Source organism: Streptomyces sp. SAI-127, assembly GCF_029894425.1.
Taxonomy (GTDB): domain Bacteria; phylum Actinomycetota; class Actinomycetes; order Streptomycetales; family Streptomycetaceae; genus Streptomyces.
In genome coordinates, this window is sequence record NZ_JARXYJ010000001.1 from 6448415 (window position 1) to 6466536 (window position 18122).

22 protein-coding genes are annotated in these 18122 nt (G+C 68.9%); 11 read left to right on the forward strand and 11 right to left on the reverse strand.

The window, feature by feature from the left end; all coding sequences use genetic code 11:
- Positions 1–223: 223 nt before the first annotated feature.
- Positions 224–1645 carry an alginate lyase family protein gene (locus tag M2157_RS29735; RefSeq protein ID WP_280868293.1) on the reverse strand — a complete coding sequence of 474 codons (1422 nt, stop codon included), beginning with the start codon at positions 1643–1645 and terminating at the stop codon, positions 224–226.
- A gap of 139 nt (positions 1646–1784) precedes the next feature.
- Here M2157_RS29735 and M2157_RS29740 point away from each other — a divergent pair, with 139 nt between their 5' ends.
- Entirely contained in the window at positions 1785–2156 is a 372-nt protein-coding gene (locus M2157_RS29740) for a VOC family protein (protein WP_280857891.1), read from the forward strand.
- Between the two features lie 4 nt (positions 2157–2160).
- Here M2157_RS29740 and M2157_RS29745 read toward each other — a convergent pair whose 3' ends face one another.
- Positions 2161–2463: a hypothetical protein gene (locus M2157_RS29745; RefSeq protein ID WP_280866694.1), complete on the reverse strand. Its 303-nt coding sequence runs from the start codon at positions 2461–2463 to the stop codon at positions 2161–2163.
- A gap of 186 nt (positions 2464–2649) precedes the next feature.
- Here M2157_RS29745 and M2157_RS29750 point away from each other — a divergent pair, with 186 nt between their 5' ends.
- A complete protein-coding gene (locus M2157_RS29750; protein WP_280857889.1) occupies positions 2650–3075 on the forward strand; it encodes an Hsp20/alpha crystallin family protein in 426 nt (141 codons plus the stop codon).
- Between the two features lie 120 nt (positions 3076–3195).
- Entirely contained in the window at positions 3196–3609 is a 414-nt protein-coding gene (locus M2157_RS29755) for a DUF2267 domain-containing protein (protein ID WP_280857888.1), read from the forward strand.
- 17 nt (positions 3610–3626) lie between these two features.
- Here the strand turns inward: M2157_RS29755 and M2157_RS29760 are convergent, their stop codons facing one another.
- A complete protein-coding gene (locus tag M2157_RS29760) occupies positions 3627–4007 on the reverse strand; it encodes a hypothetical protein (RefSeq protein WP_280866695.1) in 381 nt (126 codons plus the stop codon).
- Between the two features lie 188 nt (positions 4008–4195).
- Here M2157_RS29760 and M2157_RS29765 point away from each other — a divergent pair, with 188 nt between their 5' ends.
- The 4 genes from M2157_RS29765 (at position 4196) to M2157_RS29780 (ending at position 6652) form a co-directional block, all read left to right on the forward strand.
- On the forward strand, positions 4196–5008 hold the full coding sequence (locus M2157_RS29765) for an alpha/beta hydrolase (protein WP_280866696.1): 813 nt from the start codon (positions 4196–4198) through the stop codon (positions 5006–5008).
- Between the two features lie 18 nt (positions 5009–5026).
- Complete coding sequence (locus M2157_RS29770; protein ID WP_280866697.1) at positions 5027–5602, forward strand: GNAT family N-acetyltransferase; 576 nt, start codon at positions 5027–5029, stop codon at positions 5600–5602.
- Positions 5599–6141, forward strand: coding sequence for an HAD domain-containing protein (locus tag M2157_RS29775; protein WP_280866698.1), 543 nt, complete (start codon positions 5599–5601; stop codon positions 6139–6141). Before M2157_RS29770 ends, M2157_RS29775 begins: the two co-directional genes overlap by 4 nt.
- Positions 6142–6220: 79 nt before the next feature.
- Positions 6221–6652, forward strand: a complete 432-nt coding sequence (locus M2157_RS29780) for a hypothetical protein (protein WP_280857884.1) — start codon at positions 6221–6223, stop codon at positions 6650–6652.
- Positions 6653–6679: 27 nt separating this feature from the next.
- On the opposite strand, the gene M2157_RS29785 is transcribed toward M2157_RS29780, so the two are convergent.
- Complete coding sequence (locus M2157_RS29785; RefSeq protein WP_280857883.1) at positions 6680–7096, reverse strand: SsgA family sporulation/cell division regulator; 417 nt, start codon at positions 7094–7096, stop codon at positions 6680–6682.
- A 196-nt stretch (positions 7097–7292) separates the two neighbouring features.
- On the opposite strand from M2157_RS29785, the gene M2157_RS29790 reads away from it, so the two are divergent.
- Together M2157_RS29790 and M2157_RS29795 are read left to right on the forward strand one after the other, a co-directional pair.
- The gene (locus M2157_RS29790; protein ID WP_280866700.1) at positions 7293–8957 is read left to right on the forward strand and encodes a sigma-70 family RNA polymerase sigma factor; all 1665 of its coding nucleotides are present in this window, start codon (positions 7293–7295) and stop codon (positions 8955–8957) included.
- A gap of 52 nt (positions 8958–9009) precedes the next feature.
- Complete coding sequence (locus tag M2157_RS29795) at positions 9010–9807, forward strand: SAM-dependent methyltransferase (RefSeq protein WP_280857881.1); 798 nt, start codon at positions 9010–9012, stop codon at positions 9805–9807.
- Between the two features lie 4 nt (positions 9808–9811).
- On the opposite strand, the gene M2157_RS29800 is transcribed toward M2157_RS29795, so the two are convergent.
- Positions 9812–10114 carry a zinc-ribbon domain-containing protein gene (locus M2157_RS29800; RefSeq protein ID WP_280857880.1) on the reverse strand — a complete coding sequence of 101 codons (303 nt, stop codon included), beginning with the start codon at positions 10112–10114 and terminating at the stop codon, positions 9812–9814.
- A 558-nt stretch (positions 10115–10672) separates the two neighbouring features.
- On the opposite strand from M2157_RS29800, the gene M2157_RS29805 reads away from it, so the two are divergent.
- A complete protein-coding gene (locus M2157_RS29805; RefSeq protein ID WP_280857879.1) occupies positions 10673–11767 on the forward strand; it encodes a sugar-binding protein in 1095 nt (364 codons plus the stop codon).
- A 221-nt stretch (positions 11768–11988) separates the two neighbouring features.
- On the opposite strand, the gene M2157_RS29810 is transcribed toward M2157_RS29805, so the two are convergent.
- The 6 genes from M2157_RS29810 to M2157_RS29835 all read right to left on the reverse strand — a co-directional run bounded on the left by M2157_RS29810 (position 11989) and on the right by M2157_RS29835 (position 17096).
- Entirely contained in the window at positions 11989–12996 is a 1008-nt protein-coding gene (locus M2157_RS29810; RefSeq protein WP_280866701.1) for a BtrH N-terminal domain-containing protein, read from the reverse strand.
- Between the two features lie 105 nt (positions 12997–13101).
- Positions 13102–13614: a nucleoside deaminase gene (locus M2157_RS29815; protein ID WP_280866702.1), complete on the reverse strand. Its 513-nt coding sequence runs from the start codon at positions 13612–13614 to the stop codon at positions 13102–13104.
- Positions 13615–13654: 40 nt separating this feature from the next.
- Positions 13655–14203, reverse strand: a complete 549-nt coding sequence (locus tag M2157_RS29820) for a hypothetical protein (protein WP_280866703.1) — start codon at positions 14201–14203, stop codon at positions 13655–13657.
- Entirely contained in the window at positions 14200–15948 is a 1749-nt protein-coding gene (locus M2157_RS29825) for a hypothetical protein (protein WP_280866704.1), read from the reverse strand. The genes M2157_RS29820 and M2157_RS29825 overlap by 4 nt, the downstream gene beginning before the upstream one ends.
- Positions 15949–16023: 75 nt before the next feature.
- Positions 16024–16251, reverse strand: a complete 228-nt coding sequence (locus M2157_RS29830; RefSeq protein WP_280866705.1) for a DUF397 domain-containing protein — start codon at positions 16249–16251, stop codon at positions 16024–16026.
- Complete coding sequence (locus tag M2157_RS29835; protein ID WP_280866706.1) at positions 16251–17096, reverse strand: helix-turn-helix transcriptional regulator; 846 nt, start codon at positions 17094–17096, stop codon at positions 16251–16253. Before M2157_RS29835 ends, M2157_RS29830 begins: the two co-directional genes overlap by 1 nt.
- A 218-nt stretch (positions 17097–17314) precedes the next feature.
- Here M2157_RS29835 and M2157_RS29840 point away from each other — a divergent pair, with 218 nt between their 5' ends.
- Positions 17315–17947 (forward strand): ATP-binding protein, encoded by a 633-nt coding sequence (locus M2157_RS29840; RefSeq protein WP_280866707.1) that lies wholly within the window; start codon positions 17315–17317, stop codon positions 17945–17947.
- The last annotated feature ends 175 nt before the right edge of the window (positions 17948–18122 follow it).

The following is an 18122-nucleotide window of genomic DNA, read 5'->3' on the forward strand; positions in this document are numbered from 1 at the left end:
CACCCCGTCCCCTGCGCGCCGTACGCGGCTACCGGCCCGTCGTGGCGCGCGGTGCGGCGAACGGTCCGCCGGGGCGCGCCAGGTGGGGAACGGTACGTCGAGGCGCGTGAGGTGGGGACCGGTCCATCCCGGCGTGGGTGACTGCAACTCCCCAGGGGCGCGGGGAACTGCGCGACCAGCCACAACGGACCCGCAGCCGCCCGACAACCCGACCCGGCACTCCCTACTCCGCACCCCCACGCCGCACCCGATCCCGCCGACGCAGCAGAAGCAGGCCTCCCGCCACCGCAGTGATCCCCGCGGCCGCCGACCACCCGGCGATGTCGTTGGAACCGGTGGCCGCGAGGTCCTGGCCGGCGGCGGGGGACGCCGTACCTCCCGTCTGGGGCCGTGTGCCGGAGGCCGGGGAAGTGCTCGCCGTGGCCGCCGGAACAGGAGAAGCCGCCGTATCCGAAACCCGGTCCCGCGTGAACGCCAGCGTGCCGAAGCCCAGTTGGTCATAACCCCCGCTGTTGGGGCCGTAGTCCCCGCCCCCACCCTCCGGCGAGGACTTCGCCGCGATCCGTGTGACGTACGACGCCGAAAGCCCCCGCCGCTTCGTATAGTGGTTGGCGATCATCGCCCAGATGGGACGCGTCATCGCGGGGTCGACGCCGGCCGCCGCAGACGCCGTCTCCCTCCCCGACCACCCCCCGATCGCCCCCTTCGCGCGGGTGTTCGCGGTGTAGGACACCTCCCCTCCCATGCCCCACTTCGCCACATACTGGGCGCCCTTGAGGAACCGGCTGTCGTCGTAGCCGTACAGGTCGTACCCCTGGTTCCACGCCATCTCGCAGAACGTGCCCATCAGGCCGACGCCGAGGAGCGCGTGCCCCTGGTCCCGGCCCGCCTCCAGCCACTCGGCGAGGCCGTCGTCGTACACGACGGGGATGGCGTTCTTGACGGAACCGAGGCCCTCTCCGTGCTTGAAGTAATCGACGGCCCGGGCGACTTGGGAGGCGTCGTCGCAGAAGATGCCCGTGGCCAGGACGCAGGCCATGGCGCACAGGTCCCAGTTGGTCCAGTAGTTGGTGATGACGGCACCGTTGTGCCGGACCAGGAAGTCGTCGCTGAGCGGGGCGAAGACCTTGGTGAGCATCTCCTGGAAGCGGGAGAGGTCGAAGTCCGGGTGGTCCCGGACGAGTTCGGCGGCGTTGGCGAACTGGTAGCCGTACAGCCCGGCGGCGAGGAAACGGTCCGCGCTGCCTTCGATGGAAGTCAGCTTCGCCGACCAGGCGTTGAGGATCGCCACGGCCGTGTCGGCGTACGCGCTGTCGCCGCTGACGTGGTGGCGGAGGCCGTTCTGGTACGCGGCGTGGATGTCGTTGTAGAGCGTCGCGTAGTTCTGCGGGCTGCCCGCGCCCCGGTACACCGTCGCCTGCGGGTTGGGCGTCCAGCCGCTCTGCGCATGGCGGTTGGCGGTCAGCTTGGCGAAACCGGCCGTGTAGGGCGCGGCGCCCGCCTTCACCTTCGCGGCCATGCGGGCGAGGTCGGCCTGCGTGTGCAGCAGACCCGGGTGCGCGAAGGCGGAGTCGGCGGCTGCGGTGGCGGGCAGGGCCGTCGCGGCGGTCACCGCGACACCCGCGGCTCCCGCCGCCTTGAGCATGCTGCGACGGCTGATCTGTGAAGTCACGAACGTCATTCCTCGCGTGCCGGTGGCTGGGGACACTCAGGAGACGCGAGGGTGGGGAGGCGATAACAAAAAGACGCAGCAGGCCGCCGATGACGGCAAAGGAGCCGTGCCCATGAGTATCCGCAGGATCATGCCCGACATCCATGTCGAGTCCGGGGAGGCCCTGACGGCCAACCGCGCCTTCTACGGCCTGCTCGGCTTCGAGGAGGTCATGGACATGGGGTGGGTCGTCACGCTGGCGTCGCCCGCCAACCCGACCGCACAGATCAGCTTCTTCACCGAGGAGCGCACCGCCCCCGTCGTCCCCGACCTGAGCGTGGAGGTCGAGGACGTCGACGCCGTGTACGCGCAGGTCGTGGCGTCGGGCGCCGAGGTCGTACGGGAGCTGCGGGACGAGGAGTGGGGCGTACGGCGCTTCTTCGTCCGGGACCCGAACGGCCAGGTGGTCAATGTGCTGACCCACCGGGCCGGGGGAGGCCGGTGACCCCTCAGGCGTTGCGGTCCGCCACCGCCCACGACGCCAGGGCCACCGCTCCCGCCACACTGAACACCGCCGGCCACGCGCCCACCTTCTTGGCCAGCGGGTGGGACCCGGCGAAGGCGGCGACATACGCGGCCGTCAGCGCTCCGGCCGCCTTCCCGCCGGCCCGCTCCCGCCACTGCTGGGCCGCCGCGGCCCCGGCGACGGCCAGCACCGCCCCGCCCAGCTGCCGCTTCTTCGTCCAGCGGGCCACGCCGTACCCGCCGACGATCCCGCCCGCCGCGACCACCGCACTCGGAACCTTCGCCATGTCTGCCTCCTGAACGATCATGATCGGCGCGGTCACGATCGACACCGCCGACGAGGCCGAGGCTAACTCCGGGCCGATACCGGCATCCGAACCTGAGTCGGGGCTTGTCAAGTTTCCTGGCTCCGAGCTATATAAGAAGGCGTAGGGCATCGCACCGCAGAGTCTGTGGAAAGGAGATGGACTGTGATGCTCATGCGTACCGACCCCTTCCGTGAGTTCGACCGGCTCGCGCAGCAGGTTTTCGGTTCCACCGCCCGTCCCGCCGCGATGGCGATGGACGCGTACCGGTCCGGGGACGACTTCGTCGTCCACTTCGACCTTCCCGGTGTCGACCCCGAGACGATCGAACTGGATGTCGAACGCAACGTCCTGAACGTCCGCGCCGAGCGCCGCGTCCCCGCCCCCGAGGGCGCGGAGATGATCGTCGCCGAGCGCCCGACGGGCTCCTTCACCCGTCAGCTCTTCCTCGGCGACACCCTCGACACGGAACGCATCGACGCCTCGTACGACGTCGGCGTCCTCACGCTGCGCATCCCGGTGGCCGAGCAGGCCAAGCCACGCCGTATCCAGATCACGGGCGGCGACAGCGGCCGCAGGCAGATCAGCGGCTGACCCCCGCCCTCGCCACAGACAGGGGCTGCCCACCAGCCCTCGCAACAGACAGCGGCGTCCCGCGGGCCGGTGTGTCCGTCCGCGGGGCGCCCGGCGCGACAACCCCCAGGAGACCCGTACATGAGCGCGAACCGACCCAGCTGGACCGACCTCGCCGAGGCGGTGCAGGACGCCGGACAGTACGTGAGCACGACAGAGGCGGAACACGTCCTGCGCGTCGTCCTGTCCGCCCTCGGCGACCACGTCACCGGCGAGGAACGCGTCGACCTCGCCCGGGCCCTGCCCGAGGAGGCGGCCAGGATCATCGCCTCCCGCATCCCGCTCAACAGGCCCTTGTCGGCACCGGAGTTCGTGGACACGGTGGCCGCCCGCATCGAGGGCGCGACCCCGGCGACGGCCCGCTGGCACGTCAGCTCGGTGCTGAGCGTGCTGCCGGATCTGGTGGGCGACGAGCTCGTGGACCGTGTCCTGGCCCAACTGCCCTCCGGTTACGCCCTGCTGTTCGGCAAGGCGGAGCTGGTTCCCATGGGCTGAGCATCCGCCCGCCGTGCCTAGGCGGCCCCGCCCTTGCGTGCCCCGGCCCGCAGCCGCAGCTCCGCCACATAGGCGGAGGCGATGACGCAGCCGACGGCGGCGAGGGCGGAGCCCACGGCGACGGGATTGACGTAGCCGGGGATCACCTCGGCCGAGTAGCTGCCGCCGCCCTTCATCTCGCAATCGAAGGAGAGGGGGAAGAAGCTCACCGAATAGTCGATGACATGGACGACCTGCACGTTCCCACGGCACGGCGGCAGCGGCGCGGAGTCCGCGCCGCCGTCCTCCGCCTCCAGGACCGAGCCGGCGAGATGCAACAGCCCCCAGGTGTACACGACGAGCGCCACAAGCCCCGCCAGCGTGGCGAACCCCCGCAGACCACGAATCACCGACGGCATCCCGGCCCCCTGACCACTTGTTTCCGGGTCCGCCGAGTCCAGCAGCACGCAACGCGAACGGCTGTGGTGGAGCCCACAGTTCCGGCAACAGGGCTGTCACAGACGGGACAGGGAAAAACGGCTGGCGCGCGGCGCGTGGGCGGGCGAGTCTTCCCTCACGTACGCAACCCAGGCGAGGGGGAGGGAAGTTGAAGCACCGGACCGCGCGCCTCACCGTCGGCGACGGCACCCGCATCGCCTACCGTGACCGTCCCAGCCTCAGCCCCAGCCCCGGCCCGCCCGTGCTGCTCCTGCACGGACTCGCGGGCCATCTGGGCGAATGGGACGACCTGGCGCGGCGATTGGGTTCCGGCCACCGCGTGGTGTCGTACGACGCCCGTGGCCACGGTGAGAGCACGCGCCGCCCGCCGTCGGTGAGCCGCGCCGCCCATGTCGAGGACGCCGTGACCCTGCTGCGGGAACTGGATGTCGCCCCCGCGATCCTCGTCGGCCAGTCCCTGGGCGGCCATACGGCGATGCTGCTCGCGGCGGACCATCCCGGACTGGTCCACTCCCTGGTCCTGGTCGAGGCAGGTCCGGCGGGCCGGAGCCCGGAGCTGCCCGGTGAGATCGCGGGATGGCTGGACAGCTGGCCCCTTCCCTTCGCGTCCCTGGAGGAGGCGACGGCCTTCCTCGGCCACGAGGCATGGGCGCGGGGGCTCGAGGAGCGGGCGGACGGCCTTCGTCCACGCTTCGACCGTGACACGCTGGTCCGGACGATGACGGAACTGGCCGTCGACGGCTACTGGCCGCAGTGGTCGCGGATCCGCTGCCCCACGCTCCTCGTGCGCGGCGCGTCCGGCACCATCAAGCCCGTAGAGGCGGCCGAGATGCTGACCCGTCGCCCGGACACCCGTACGGCCGTCGTCCCGGGCGCCGCCCACGACGTACACCTGGACCAGCCGGAACCGCTCCACCGGGAGATCGAGAAGTTCCTGGCCGACGAGCCGACGAGCCGATGAGCCGATGAGGAGAAGCCCGTGACGTACGTCTTCCTGGAGACCGAAAGGCTGCGGCTGCGGGCGTTCACCGAGGCCGACGCCGAGCATCTCGTCGCCCTGGACGGCGACCCCGAGGTGATGCGCTTCCTCACCGGCGGCGCGCCCACGCCCCCCGAGACGATCCGCACCCGCACCCTGCCCCGCCTCCTCCACGACCACGCCGGCCTCGGCACCCGCGGCTACTGGGCGGCCGAGGAGAAGTCCACCGGCACCTTCCTCGGCTGGTTCGAGTTCCGCCCCCTCGACGACGACAGCCCGGCCGTCGTGGAACTCGGCTACCGCCTCAACCAGGCGGCCTGGGGCCGCGGTTTCGCCACCGAGGGCTCCCGCGCCCTCATCGACAAGGGCTTCACCGACCTCGGCGTCGAACGCGTCACCGCCAACACCATGACCGTCAACAAGGGCTCGCGCCGCGTGATGGAGAAGTCCGGCCTGACCTTCCTGCGCACCTTCTTCGGCGACTGGCCGGAGGCGATCGAGGGCTCCGAGCAGGGCGAGGTGGAGTACGAACTCCTCCGCCCCGTCTGGGAACAACGCCGACGCGAGCAATCATGAACACCGCCCGCCCGTTCCTCTACCTCGACGTCGACGGCCCCCTCAACCCCTACGCCGCCAAGCCCCACCGCCGCCCCGAGGGCTACACCACCCACCGCATGAAGCCCGAGGGCTGGCTGGCCCAGCACCCCGGCCTGCCCCCGTCCCGCGTCAGGCCCCTGCGGGTCTGGCTCAACCCGTCCCACGGCCAGGCCCTGCTGAAGCTGACGGACCGCTACGACCTGGTCTGGGCGACCACTTGGCGCGAGGAAGCAAACACCTTCATCGCCCCCGTCCTAGGCCTCCCGCCCCTCCCGGTCGTCGACTGGCCCACGACCCTCGCCCCCGGCCCCAACGGCACCTTCTGGAAGACCCGCCACCTCGTCAACCACGCCGAGGGCCGCCCCTTCGTCTGGCTGGACGACGAACTCGACGACCGGGACCGGGATTTCGTGGCGGCCTATCATGACGGCCCGGCTCTGCTGCATTGGGTCGATCCCCGGGCGGGGCTGCGGGAACGGGACTTCGAGGTGGTGGCGGACTTTGCGCGGGGGGTGTGATGGGCGTGGGCAGCGGCTGGGGGCGGGCGCCGCGATCCGGTGAGTGCCGGTGAGGGAGATGCGAGACCAGGGGGGACCCGTGACTGAACCCGAATTCGACCTGCGCGACCTGCACCCGAAAGCCTCACCGGAGGCCGTCGCGGAGCGCCAGGCGCTGGCGGAACGGGTGTGTCGAGAACTGCGACATGCCGGTCTCCCCGTGCACCGAGCCGACCTCGGCTTCGGTCCGCGCAGCCGGCCTGGCGTGGACGTGCATGTGACGCCGTTCATCGACGGCGGGGTGTACGTGAACTGGAGCACGGACGCGGAGCTGAGGGATCCCGCCCTCGACCTCTTCGCGCAAGGCATCGACTACTCGCACCCACCTCCGCTCCTGCGCCACTACAACGCGGTGCTCAAGCACATGCAGGCTGCCCTGATGGGAATTCTCGCCTCAGCAGGGTTCGAGGTCGAGGAACCAGACAGACACGGGCACGGGAGCATGATCCAGGTGACGGGCTTTCGACCCTGATCCACCTGCCATCACGAGACCGCCGTCTCACACCTCATCGAGCAACGCCGCCAGCCCCTGGTCGAGTTCCGGGCCCAAATCCTCCGTGCCCGGCTCGACGACGTCGTAGGAGCGCAGCAGGAAGCGGCGGAGGGCGGCCGTGCCGAAGCGGATCACGGCGAGGCCCAACGGTGAGTGGAACTCGACGACGGTCCGGGCCCAGCCGTACGGACGTATCCGTACGTCCCCCTGCCCGGCCGGTCTCCCGAGCCCCTCCTCCAGCAGCGCCCGCCCGAACATCCACGTCACGCCCTCGCCGTCGGCCGAGACGTGCGCGGGGAAGTCGATGTGCACGGCGAACGGCTCGGCGGAGCTGTAACGCAGCGTGGGGCGCACCAGGAGTTCCGGGTGGTCGGAGGTGACCAGGCGGGCGCGGACGGTCTGTTCCAGGGTGGTGAGGCGCATGAGCGGCGGTCTCCGTCTCGGTGTGGAGCGTGGGTCGGTTGCCATGTCGAGCCACAGGAGTGCCCCTTGATTACGCGGGGGCCGGAGTTCGTTCGTGTGACCTGAATCACCCCCGGAACTGAATGGTTGAAAGTTTTGTCATCTACGCTGACAAACCTCTCAAGCGCCCCGCCGCCGGGAACTGGAGCGTCCCCGCATGACCGACCAACCCGCCAGAGTGCCCGCTCAGGCATCCCCCTCCGCGACCGCCGCGTACGTGCGGATCTACGAGGAGGAACAGCCGCGCCTCGTCGCCTACGCCCGCTCGCTCACCCGCAACACCTGGGCGGCCGAAGACCTCGTCGCCGAGGCGCACTTCCGCGTGTGGCGGCGGCTGTCCGCCGGGCACGAGATCGACAACGTCCCGGCGTACCTCATGACGACCGTCCGGCACCTCGCGTCCTCCGTCGCCAGCGCGACCCACGAGACCCCGCGGGACCCGCAGATCCCCGAGCAGGCGCCCGCCGGGCACGTGGACGACCCGGCCGAACAGGTCTCCTCCACCGACCTGTTGGTGCGCGTCCTCGGCGAACTCCCCGAACGCTGGGTGCAGGCCCTCTGGCTCGCCGACGCCGAGGGCCAGCCGCTGGAGACGGTCGGCCGGCAGATCGGCGCCAAGCAGGGCGCCACGGCCGTACTGCTGCACCGCGCCCGCGAGGGCATGCGCCAGGCGTTCCTGCGCTCGCAGACCGAGGCCCCCGACGATCCCGCGTGCGAGGTCCACTGGGTCCGTATGCCGGCCTACGTCCGCGGCAACGCGACCCCGCGCCAGTCCGAGCGCCTCCTCGCCCACGTCGAATCCTGCGACGGGTGCCGGGGCCGCCTCGCCGTCCTGATCCGCGCCAACGACCGGCTGCCCGCGCTCGTGGGCCCCGCGTTGCTGGTCTTCGTGGTGGGCGGCGGCACGGGGAAGTTCCTGGCCTCGCTCACGGCCGGGTCCGCGGGGGCGGCCTCGGTGACCGGGCAGGGTGCTGGGCAGGGTCTTCTTCATACGGCCCGTGCGGCGGGCCCGAAGGCCAAGGCCGCCCTCGCCTCCGGTACGGCGGCCGCCGCGGCCATCGCGGTCGTCCTTGCCCTCGGCGTGAACGACTCGCCCGCGACGGTGACTTCGCCGGGGAAGGTGCCGGTGGCGCAGGGGCCGGTGGCCCAGGCGCCGGTGACAGGGCCGTCCGCGGGGGCGGCGGAGGAGACGCCGGGGAGTGCGACCCGGCAGGTTGAGCGGGATCGGGATCGGGACCGGACTCGGGGTGACGGGGTGGGGGCGGTCGTAACCGTGGATGTCGGGGGGACGGTGAACTCCGGGGATTCCGGGAGCGGTTCGGGTGATTCGGCCGGTTCGGGCAGTTCGGGCAGTTCGGACGGCGGGGGTGCTGAGGGCGACCCGACGGCGCCGGAGCAACCCGCACCGGAGGTGCCCGACCCGGGCCCCAGCCCGGTGGAGCCCGTACCGGGGGATGAGGAGCCGAAGCCGCCCGTGGCGCCGGAGCCGACACCGACGCCGCCGAAGGAACAGCAGCCGAAGCCCGAGCAGCCGAAGCCCGGCACACCGGGGGAGGAGCCCCCCGTACCGGAGCCGAGCCCCCCAACTCCCGCCGATCCCGACCCCGTTGGTGAGACACCGGAGCCCCCGACGTACTCGGAACCGCCGACCGCTCCGGAGTCGCCCGAACCATCAGATCCGTCGGAGCCGCCCGCACCAGAGACCCCGGAGCCACCCACCACCGGCGACGACTGCGGCCGGCAGCCCACCCCCGAGCCCACCCGGGAATCCACTCACGGAACTTCCGCCCCCGACAAGGGAGTTGAACCGAAGCATGTATAACTGACGCGACCCCCGCCGGTCAGGCCCCCGAGGCCGCCCGAGAGGAGCCCCCGTGAGAGAGAACGGCTTCCGTGCCGACGAGATCGACACCACCAAGCCGCACCCCGCACGGATCTACGACTACCTGCTGGGCGGCAAGGACAACTACGAGGTCGACCGCCGGGCCGGCGAGCAGCTCATCGCCGCGGCCCCGGAGGCACGGATCGGCGTACGGGCCAACCGGGCCTTCCTGCGCCGGGCCGTCCGTCACGTCGTCGGCACCGGCGTCCGCCAGATCCTCGACATCGGCACCGGCCTGCCCACCTCACCGAACGTCCACGAGACGGCCCTGGAGGTGGCACCGGACATCCGCGTCGTCTACGTCGACAACGACCCGATCGTGCACACCCACGCCGGCGCCCTGCTCAGCGCGGCCGGCACGACCGGCATCGTCCTGGCCGACCTGCGCGACCCGCGGGCGATCCTGGACGACCCCGACGTACACGCCGTCATCGACTTCGACGAGCCGGTGGCCCTGCTCCTGGTCGCCGTGATCCACTTCCTCACGGAAGCGGACAAGCCCGAGGAGATCATCGCCACCCTCCGCGACGCCCTCGCGCCCGGCAGCCACCTGATCCTCTCCCACGCCACGGGAGACTTCGCCGACCGCAGCGGGGCGGCGGCCGTCTACAGCAAGGCGACGGCCTCCATGAACCTCCGCACCCGTACCGAGATCGAGCGCTTCTTCGACGGCTTCGAGCTGCTCGACCCGGGCGTGGCCCAGGTCCCGTTCTGGCGTCCGGACACACCCCCGCCGCCCCGCTCCGAGGAGATCGGCTTCTACGGCGGGGTGGCCCGCAAACTCATCTGAGCCCTTACTGGTGGTACGGCTGCTGCGGGGCCTGTCCGCCGTGCACCTGACCCCCGGTCTGGCCACCGGCGTTGGCCTGCGTCTGCAGCTGCTCCGCCTCCTCCGCGCTCACCTTGCTCTCCGCGCCGCAGAACGTGCACTGCGTCGCGTACTTGGTGGAGATCGGGAACAGCGGCACGAAGAACAGCGTGAACTTCGTGACGCGCTTGCGCAGGGTGTGCGCGGCCGGGTTCCCGCAGCGCCCGCACACCAGGGTGAGTATCGCGAGCTGGTACAGGTATCCCTTGGTGCCAAAGAGGATGAGCATGATGTCGTCGCCTTCCAGGGTCGGTGCTTGATAGGCAGTATCCCCGCGGCCGGCGTCCGACCGCTCAGAGCTGCGGCAGTACGCGGTCGAAGAAGACCAGGTCCTCCGCGAAGACAGGATGCAGCCCGGCGAACTCTTCTGCTGTGACCCAGCGCACGGCACTCGCCTCGCCGGGGTCCACCAGTGCAGCCGGAAACCCTTGTCATGGATCTCGGACTCCCACACCTTGGCCCACGTCCGGTCCGGCGTTCCCGTCCCGCACACGCTCTCTGTAACTGATCCTGTTCACAGCGTTGACATCTCCCTCACCCGCCTTTACCGTCGCGCCGGCATATAGAACGCGTGACGAAATTTCGGACATCTGTAAGGCGGTTCCCTGTGCACGCCCGGAACAGCGGGAGCAGGCCTGTACGGCAGGACCGCCGACCCCCTGACGTTCGGCCCGTTCAGGGCATTCGGGTATCCACCCGCTCCACCCGCACGGCACCCGTCCGGGTGCCTGCACGTCTGATGCGCCGTCATCGTGTCAACGACGAGAAGAACAAGGACCCATTCACGATGCTCACCCGAAGAGCCACCCTCGCCGCCCTCGCCGGAACCGCCTCCCTCGCCCTTACCGTGTCCGCCTGCGGCAAGGAGAGGGAGGGCAGCTCCCAGAGTCGCTCCGAGGGCGGTACCGTCGGCATCGCCATGCCCACCCAGTCCTCCGAGCGCTGGCTCGCCGACGGCAAGAGCGTCGTCGAGGGTCTGAAGAGACGGGGGTACAAGACCAAGCTGGTCTACGGCGACGACGACCCGAAAGCCCAGTTGTCACAGATCGGGACCCTGATCGAGCAGGGCGTCGACGCGCTGATCATCGCGGCCATCGACGCCAAGTCGCTGAACGGCGTGCTTAAGCGGGCCTCCGACGCGCGCATCCCGGTGATCTCCTACGACCGGCTCATCCTCGGCACTGGGAACGTCGACTACTACGTCTCCTTCGACAACGAGATGGTCGGCCGGATAGAAGCCAACTACATCATCGAGAAGCTCGGCCTGGAGAAGGGCAAGGGCCCGTTCAACATCGAGCTCTTCGCCGGTTCCCCCGACGACAACAACACCAAGTACTTCTTCAAGGGCTCCATGGCGCTCCTGCAACCGTTCCTGGACAGCAAGCAGTTGGTCGTCCCGTCCCGTCAGACCGGGCTGGGCCAGCTCACCACCCCGCGCTGGGACGGACCCACCGCGCAGAAGCGCATGAGCGGCCTGCTCACCCGGTGGTACGTCGGCAGGACGCTCGACGCGGTCCTGTCGCCATACGACGGCATCTCCCGGGGTGTCCTGTCCGCGCTGGAGGCGCAGGGCTACGGCTCCGCCGGCAAGCCCCTCCCGATCGTCACCGGCCAGGACGCCGAGCTGCCCTCGGTTAAGTCGATCATCGCGGGCCGGCAGTCGCAGACCGTCTACAAGGACGTACGCGTCCTCGCCGGCGCCGCCGCGTGGATGGTCGACGACATCCTCAGGGGCCGGGCGACGCGGATCAACGACCGGTTCAGCTACAACGACGGCGTCAAGGACGTGCCCGCCTACCTGCTCCAGCCGCAGAGCATCGACAAGACCAACTACGAAGTACTGGTCAGGGACGGCTACTACACCGCCGAGGAGCTCACGTAGCGACGGGATGTGTGCCGAGCCCGGCCCCGGCCCTCAGGCTGGCCGCTGCTCGGACAACTCTCGGAGCAACGCGCTGTATTCGTCGGGGTGCTGCTCGCGCAGGGATTGTGGCGACGCGGGGCCCAGTCAACGGCCCTTGCCCCGCCCCGGACACCTCGGGGCGGGACTGGACGCAAACCCAGCATCACCGCCAGTGATGCCCGTTGTGCAAGCCCGGCGCTTTAGCGCTGGGTAGTTGACGACTCCAGACGGCTCAGCGCCTCCATGGCGTCGCGTTCGATGCGTGACAGCTCGTGGAGGGCGGTGCCCGCCCGTACGAGGTACCGCTCATCGCCCGCCTCCCCGGCTCGGGTAATCAGCGCGGCGACCTCCGTCCACAGCGCGGCGGCCTCGGTGTACAGCCCGAGGCCGGTGCGCAACTGGGGACTCGGCTCCAGCACTTGGGAGCACTCGGCGAGGAAGTCGCGGTAGAGATTGCGGAACAGGGCACCGCCGGTACCGGCCTTCTCCATCAGAAGCGCGGCCTGCGGCAGGTCCCGCTGCGGATCGTTGGTCCGCCGCAGCCAGGTGCGTACCAGCTTGCCGCTCTTCTCGATGCCACGGTGACCGAGATTCGCGATGGGCGGGTTGAGAAAGGCGTCCGCGCAGGCGGTGATGGCGGGAATGATCCTCTCGTGAGCAGCAGGCAGGTCCTGGGGAGCGGTGAGGCTGAAGGACCGGTGCCTGGCGGTCATGGGCCCACGCGCGGCCCGAGCCTGAGCAAGACCGCTGAGACTCGTGGACACCGCTCCGCCCTGCTGCTCGGTGTCCACCAGGTAGGCGACCTGGTCGTCGTAGCCGTACATGGCGACGACATGACCACCGAAGTGCACCTTCGACCCGAAGTAGTCCAGGTAGTAACTGTCGAGCTGCAGCCCCACGGGCCGGCCACCATCAATGACCTCCACCACGTTCGCCCAGCCCTTCCGGGCCGAGGAGGTCTCCTGCACCACGAGATCCAGCCCGAGCGCCTCGGCGAGATTCCGGGTGAGCTCGAACGGTTTGACCCGCCCCCCGAGAAAGGGAAACCCCATGCTCTTGCTGTCCCAGTACACGAAGGACAGCCCGCGGCCGAGGCCGAAGAGCATGGGTTCGGAGAGATCGAGTCCTTGGTGGCGGAGGAGTACGCCGAGGGTTGATGTCTCGCAGTGGTGTGTGGCGCGGACGTCGATGCCGTTGACGGTGGTCACGCGATGCTCTCCTGGTCGGGGTGATCGGCTCGGTCATCACGCCACGATGACACCGCTTCGCCTTACGAGGAGTGAAGTCGGCCCATGCCTACTGCGACGTGGACCTCAGAGCTTCGGCTCAACGGGGAAGGGAAGTTTGTCCGCCCAGCCGGCAAGAGCCGAGGCCGCGATCTCGCGGGCCTCGCCGCCTGCGGAGGTCTCAGTGAGGAGGGTCCGTTCGGCGTTGGGGAGAGCGAGCTCGCGGTAGAACTGGAGGTCCTCGAAGCCGTTTACGGCGACGTCGTGACTGGTGGCGGCGTACACGAGACGAGGGATGCGCGCCCAGTAGCAGGCGGTCAGGCACATGGGGCACGGCTCGCTGCTCGAGTACATCACGGCGTCTTCCATCAGATGGCGCCCGAGCTTCGTACCGGCGGCACGCAGGGCCATGACCTCGGCGTGTGCCGTGGGATCGCGGAGCTCGACGACCGAACTGGTACCGGTGGCCACGACTTCGCCGTCGATGACGACGATCGCGCCGAACGGGGTCTTGCCCTCGTCCTCGAGGGCGTGGCGGGACAGTTCGATGGCCTGGGTGAGGAAGACGTGGTCCTGAGGGGTCTCGGGAGCGTAGGGCACCTGTTCTCCAAGTGTTCCGTCGAGCCGGTTGCGGGTGCACTTACATGTAAATAGAGGGATCGGCGTCGCCGAAGGGGCCGTCGAAATCCATGTCGTAGCCGGTGAGGGGCGTGGTCGCTCTGGCGGTGGTGACGGTGTGCAACGCCAGTTCGGCCTTGTGGGGATCGGTCCAGTCCCCGTTTTTCAACAGTTCGACCATATCCGGGATGTCTGCGCCCGACTGGTCGCCGCGGAGTATGAGCCGGTGGATGCGCGGAGCGGCGGACGAGCCTGCCGGGCAGAGCAGAACGCCCGTGGCGGACAGCCGCTCGTGCCACTCGGCGAAAGCCCGGTCGACGGAGGGCGGTCGGGAGATGGTCTCGGGGGTGAGGGGGAGGTTGTGCAGGATGACACGGGTGAGGGTGAGACGCTCGCCGCGTCGCAGCTGAGCGGTCATCAGGGCTTGGTCCACCTCGTTACGGAAGGCGGTGAACTCGGGCTGGAGCCAGACCTGGTCACACTGCACGACCACCGCCGCGGTCACGTCCGGTGCTTCGAGCCCGGCGAGGCGTTCGCGCCAGGAAGCCGGGTCTATGACGGGTTCGGTCACGATCCCTCCCGGGTGTGGGCGCCGACCAGTTGCAGGACGGCCAGGCCGGTGACGACGGCCTCGACGGGGTCGTTCTCCCCGGCGGCCCCGGGCAGAACCCGCGTGGCAAGGCGGGCGGTCGCCTGCAGGGCAGGAGCGGGGAGTACGGCGAGAAAGTCACGCAACTCGGAGTCACTCTCGGCGGGAGCGAGCGGGGCCAGGCGAGAAGCGACGGCGAGAATCATCGCGGAGGGCCGCCGCTGGGGCTCGACCAGCGGAACGGGGAGCCGGTAGGTGCGGCCGCCTCGGGCTCGCCGTATCTCCGCGGTGGCCGAACCGGGAGGGTCGGCGCGGCAGACAAGACTCAGGAGGGCCTCGCGGGCCTCGGCTGCCGTGGTGAAGTAACGGTGGGTGGCGAAGGTCCGCAGGTAGGCACCCAACAACTGGTGGTCGGGCGTGAATTCGGGCCGTATCAGTTCTGGTGGATGAGGCAGCCGGGCATCGCGCAGGGTCGCGAGTGCCGTCACGGAGACGAGGGCCCAGAAGTGGTCGTAGTCCCCGACCGAACCGAGAGCCCGTCGGGCGGCGTCGGCCTCGGGCGTGGAGACGCGGCCTTGATCGCCGTACAGGGAATGACGCAGCTGGGTGAGGATGGAGGCCCCGTCCCAGTAGTTCCCCATGAACTTGGTGCCGGTGAGGATCTCGTACGTCCCGTACAGCGCGCTGGCCTGATGGGCGCCGTGGAACTCGGTGAAGTCGCCGGTCCACAAGAGTACTTGGAGCGGGCTGGTGAGAATGGAACCGAGTTCGTCATGGTTGGCGGCGGACTTGGGGTCGGGGTCGACGCAGCGCAGGATCTTCAGCCGGGCGTCGGTGGTGAGGGCGGCCAGCTCACGGGCGGCCCGGCTGGAGGCGACGCCACGTACGGACATCAGCAGGGCGGTGTTGGCGAGCCACGCCAGGTAGCGGCTGAGAGCGCCGAGCGGCGGAGCGGGGTCGGACAGCCGTCGGCAGTGGCCGATCACGGAGTCGATGAGCGCGTGGGCGCAGGAGACGACCTGGATCGGGTCGGCACCGCCGGCGAGAGTGGCCCGCACGAGGCGGTGCAGCACATCGAGATGAACGGTGATGGCATCGTCGACGGCCTCGACCGGCACCTCCGCCTCTACCAACTGGTCGACGAGATGCCGGATAGCGGTCGGGTCGTTGCCGGTCGCGGCCTGACTGACGGTCCCCAGGTAGGAGTTGACGATGGGATCGTGCTCAAGGCCAGGGGAGGACGAGCCGGGACGGCTGCTCCCTCGTCGGCTTCTGCCCCCGCTGCTGCCTCCCTGCCGAGCCAGCGCGTCGGCAAGGGTGTGGCGTAGCAGCTGATTGCGGCCACCGATGCTGGCAAGCCCGAAGAGCCGTACGAAGGAGAAGACTCCGTAGATGTTCGCCAGCAGGAACAGCAGCGCGCCGTAGGTGGCACTGGTGGCGTTGTCGCCGAGCAGCCCGCAGCCGGTGAACAGTGCCGCGAACCACCCGATGAGCACCCACTCCCGGAACGCGATGTGCCCGTCGATCGCCCGTAACGACGGCCAGGAGCTGGCGGCGGAGAAGGTCAGCGCGAAGATGACCGCTTCACCCGTCAGCAGCGTCGCGAAGAAGGCGATGCTGAACTGGGTCGCGTCGACGACGTCGTCATGACTACGGGGATAGGCGAGAGCGACGAACGCGAGGCCCACGGCGCACAGGAACAGCCAGATCTGTCTCCATACCTGCACTGTCGCTCCGTGTCCCCTGAGCCTCACTGGTGGTGCTCAACTCTTGCAGGGATGACGGGAGTTGCCAACAGGTGATCAGGTTAGGCCGGAGTTGATCATTCGTTGCTGCAAGATGCCGCTTGCCAGGAACTCGGTCCAGGACAGTGCTGACACGGTGAGGTGCTGATGCTGGGGGCGCTTCGAGTCCCGTATGAGTACCCCGGAGGGGACGAACGCGGCTTCGACGCATTCGGTCGCGTTGCCGCCGCTGTACGACGACTTGAACCATGCAGGTTCGGAGGTGGTTTGAGGGCCGACGGACATCACAACTCCTTGCGGACGCGATGGATCATGGCGGAGGAGGCTTCCATGTCCAACGCTTGTGCGCGTAGGTACTCGAACGCAAGTCTGTATCGATCCAATTCCTCGTCCTTCTCCAGGAAGAGGGAGCCTGTGTGGAAGTCGACATACACGACATCCAGACCTGGTTCGGCACCGCCGATGACGACGAAGCTTCCCAGAGCAGCAGCGTGGGCTCCTTTGGAGAAGGGCAAAACCTGGAGCGTTGTGTGAGGCGACTCGTTGGCTTCGAGCAGCCGGTCGAGCTGTTCCCTCATGGTCGCCGGCGATCCGACGAGACGGCGGATCACGGACTCGTCGAGGATGGCCCACAGGCGCGGCGGCTTCGGGCGGGAGAGGATGTCCTGCCGCTTCATGCGGATGTCGACCAGCCGCTCGATCTCCGCGGGTTCCAACGGCACCTCGTTGGCCTTCTGCAGAGCCGTACTGTAGGCGCGGGTTTGCAGAAGGCCGGGGACGTAGACACACGCGAAGTGGCTCTCGTGTACTGCCTCATCTTCCAGGGTGAGCAGCAGGTTCATGCTCTCGGGGATGGAGTCGGCGAAGGAACTCCACCAGCCTTGCTGCTTGGCGTCCTTGGCGAGCCTGACAATGGCCGCCCGCTCGGCGTCGGTTGCCCCGTACTCGCGGCAAAGTGCGTCGACGACGATCCACTTGACCGGTCCGGCCTGGGTTTCGTACCTGCTCACCGTTGCCTTGGAAACGCCGACGAGTTGCCCGGCCTCCTCAAGCGTCAGGCCCTTGCGGGCGCGCAACTTGCGCATTGTCGCGCCTAGTTGACGACGCCGGGTTGTGGTGCGTTCGGGCATGTGGCTCCTCCGCCGAGTACCGGGTCGTCAGGCCCGGAGATCCCATCAGGCTAGGCAGGGGGCAGCCGGACCCACCATCAGATTCACTCGATAGGTTCTCGTGAGAAATTACACAGTGAGACTTCTCTATGCCATGCTCGCTCTCAGACCGCTACACAGTGCAGTCGTGTGAACACGGCAGGCGCAGCATCTGTGTGGCTTGGGAGGGAGGAGTAGCCATGCCCGGCTACGAGATGTCCGAGCCCCAACTCCGCTGTGTCCTACCCTTCGAGGCAGTACCAGCGGAAGTGCGCCTTCTCCGGAAGGCCGCTGCCAAGCAGCTGAACTTGTGGGGCGTGTCGACAGCAACGGATGAGGCAGAGCTGCTCGTCACGGAGCTGGCGACGAACGTCTTCAAACATGTCGGCGAAGGTGTTTCAGCGACTCTGATCCTTGAACGGAGGGGAGAGCGACTGAGGCTGGAAGTCCACGACAAGAGTCAGGCGGTGCCGACGTCCAAGACGGCAGGCTGTGACGAGGAGTGCGGCCGCGGTCTGCACCTTCTCGCGGCGCTGGCGGTGGACTGGGGAACTGTCCTGACCGCCGTCGGCAAGGCGGTCTGGTGTGAGATCGCCATCAGCTCGGAACGGGCGTGCCGACGCATCGAGCGGGCCGTTGAGGCGCTTGAGAGGTACCAGGTAGTGAGTGGTGCAATGCCCTTGCTGGGCAGGCAGCGGGAGACTGTCCTCACAGATTCAGCCGTTGAGCTGATCGCCAACCTGCTCCATTGGAGTGCTGCCCGTGGACATGATCCGGATGACATCCTCGACCGTGCTCAGATGCACTACGAGGCTGAAGCGGATGCGGCTTAGAGACATCTTCCCTGGGTAGTTGGTGTTCTGGGGCGTCTTTGTGACTGGCGCTGTTGACGGTCGGTGCATAAGGGGTGGGTGTTCGTTCTCCGCACCGCAGTGACGTGTCCGACGCCCGCTGGGCCTTGATCGAACCGGTCTTCAGCGCCTGGCGGGCGAGACGGACCGAACCTGA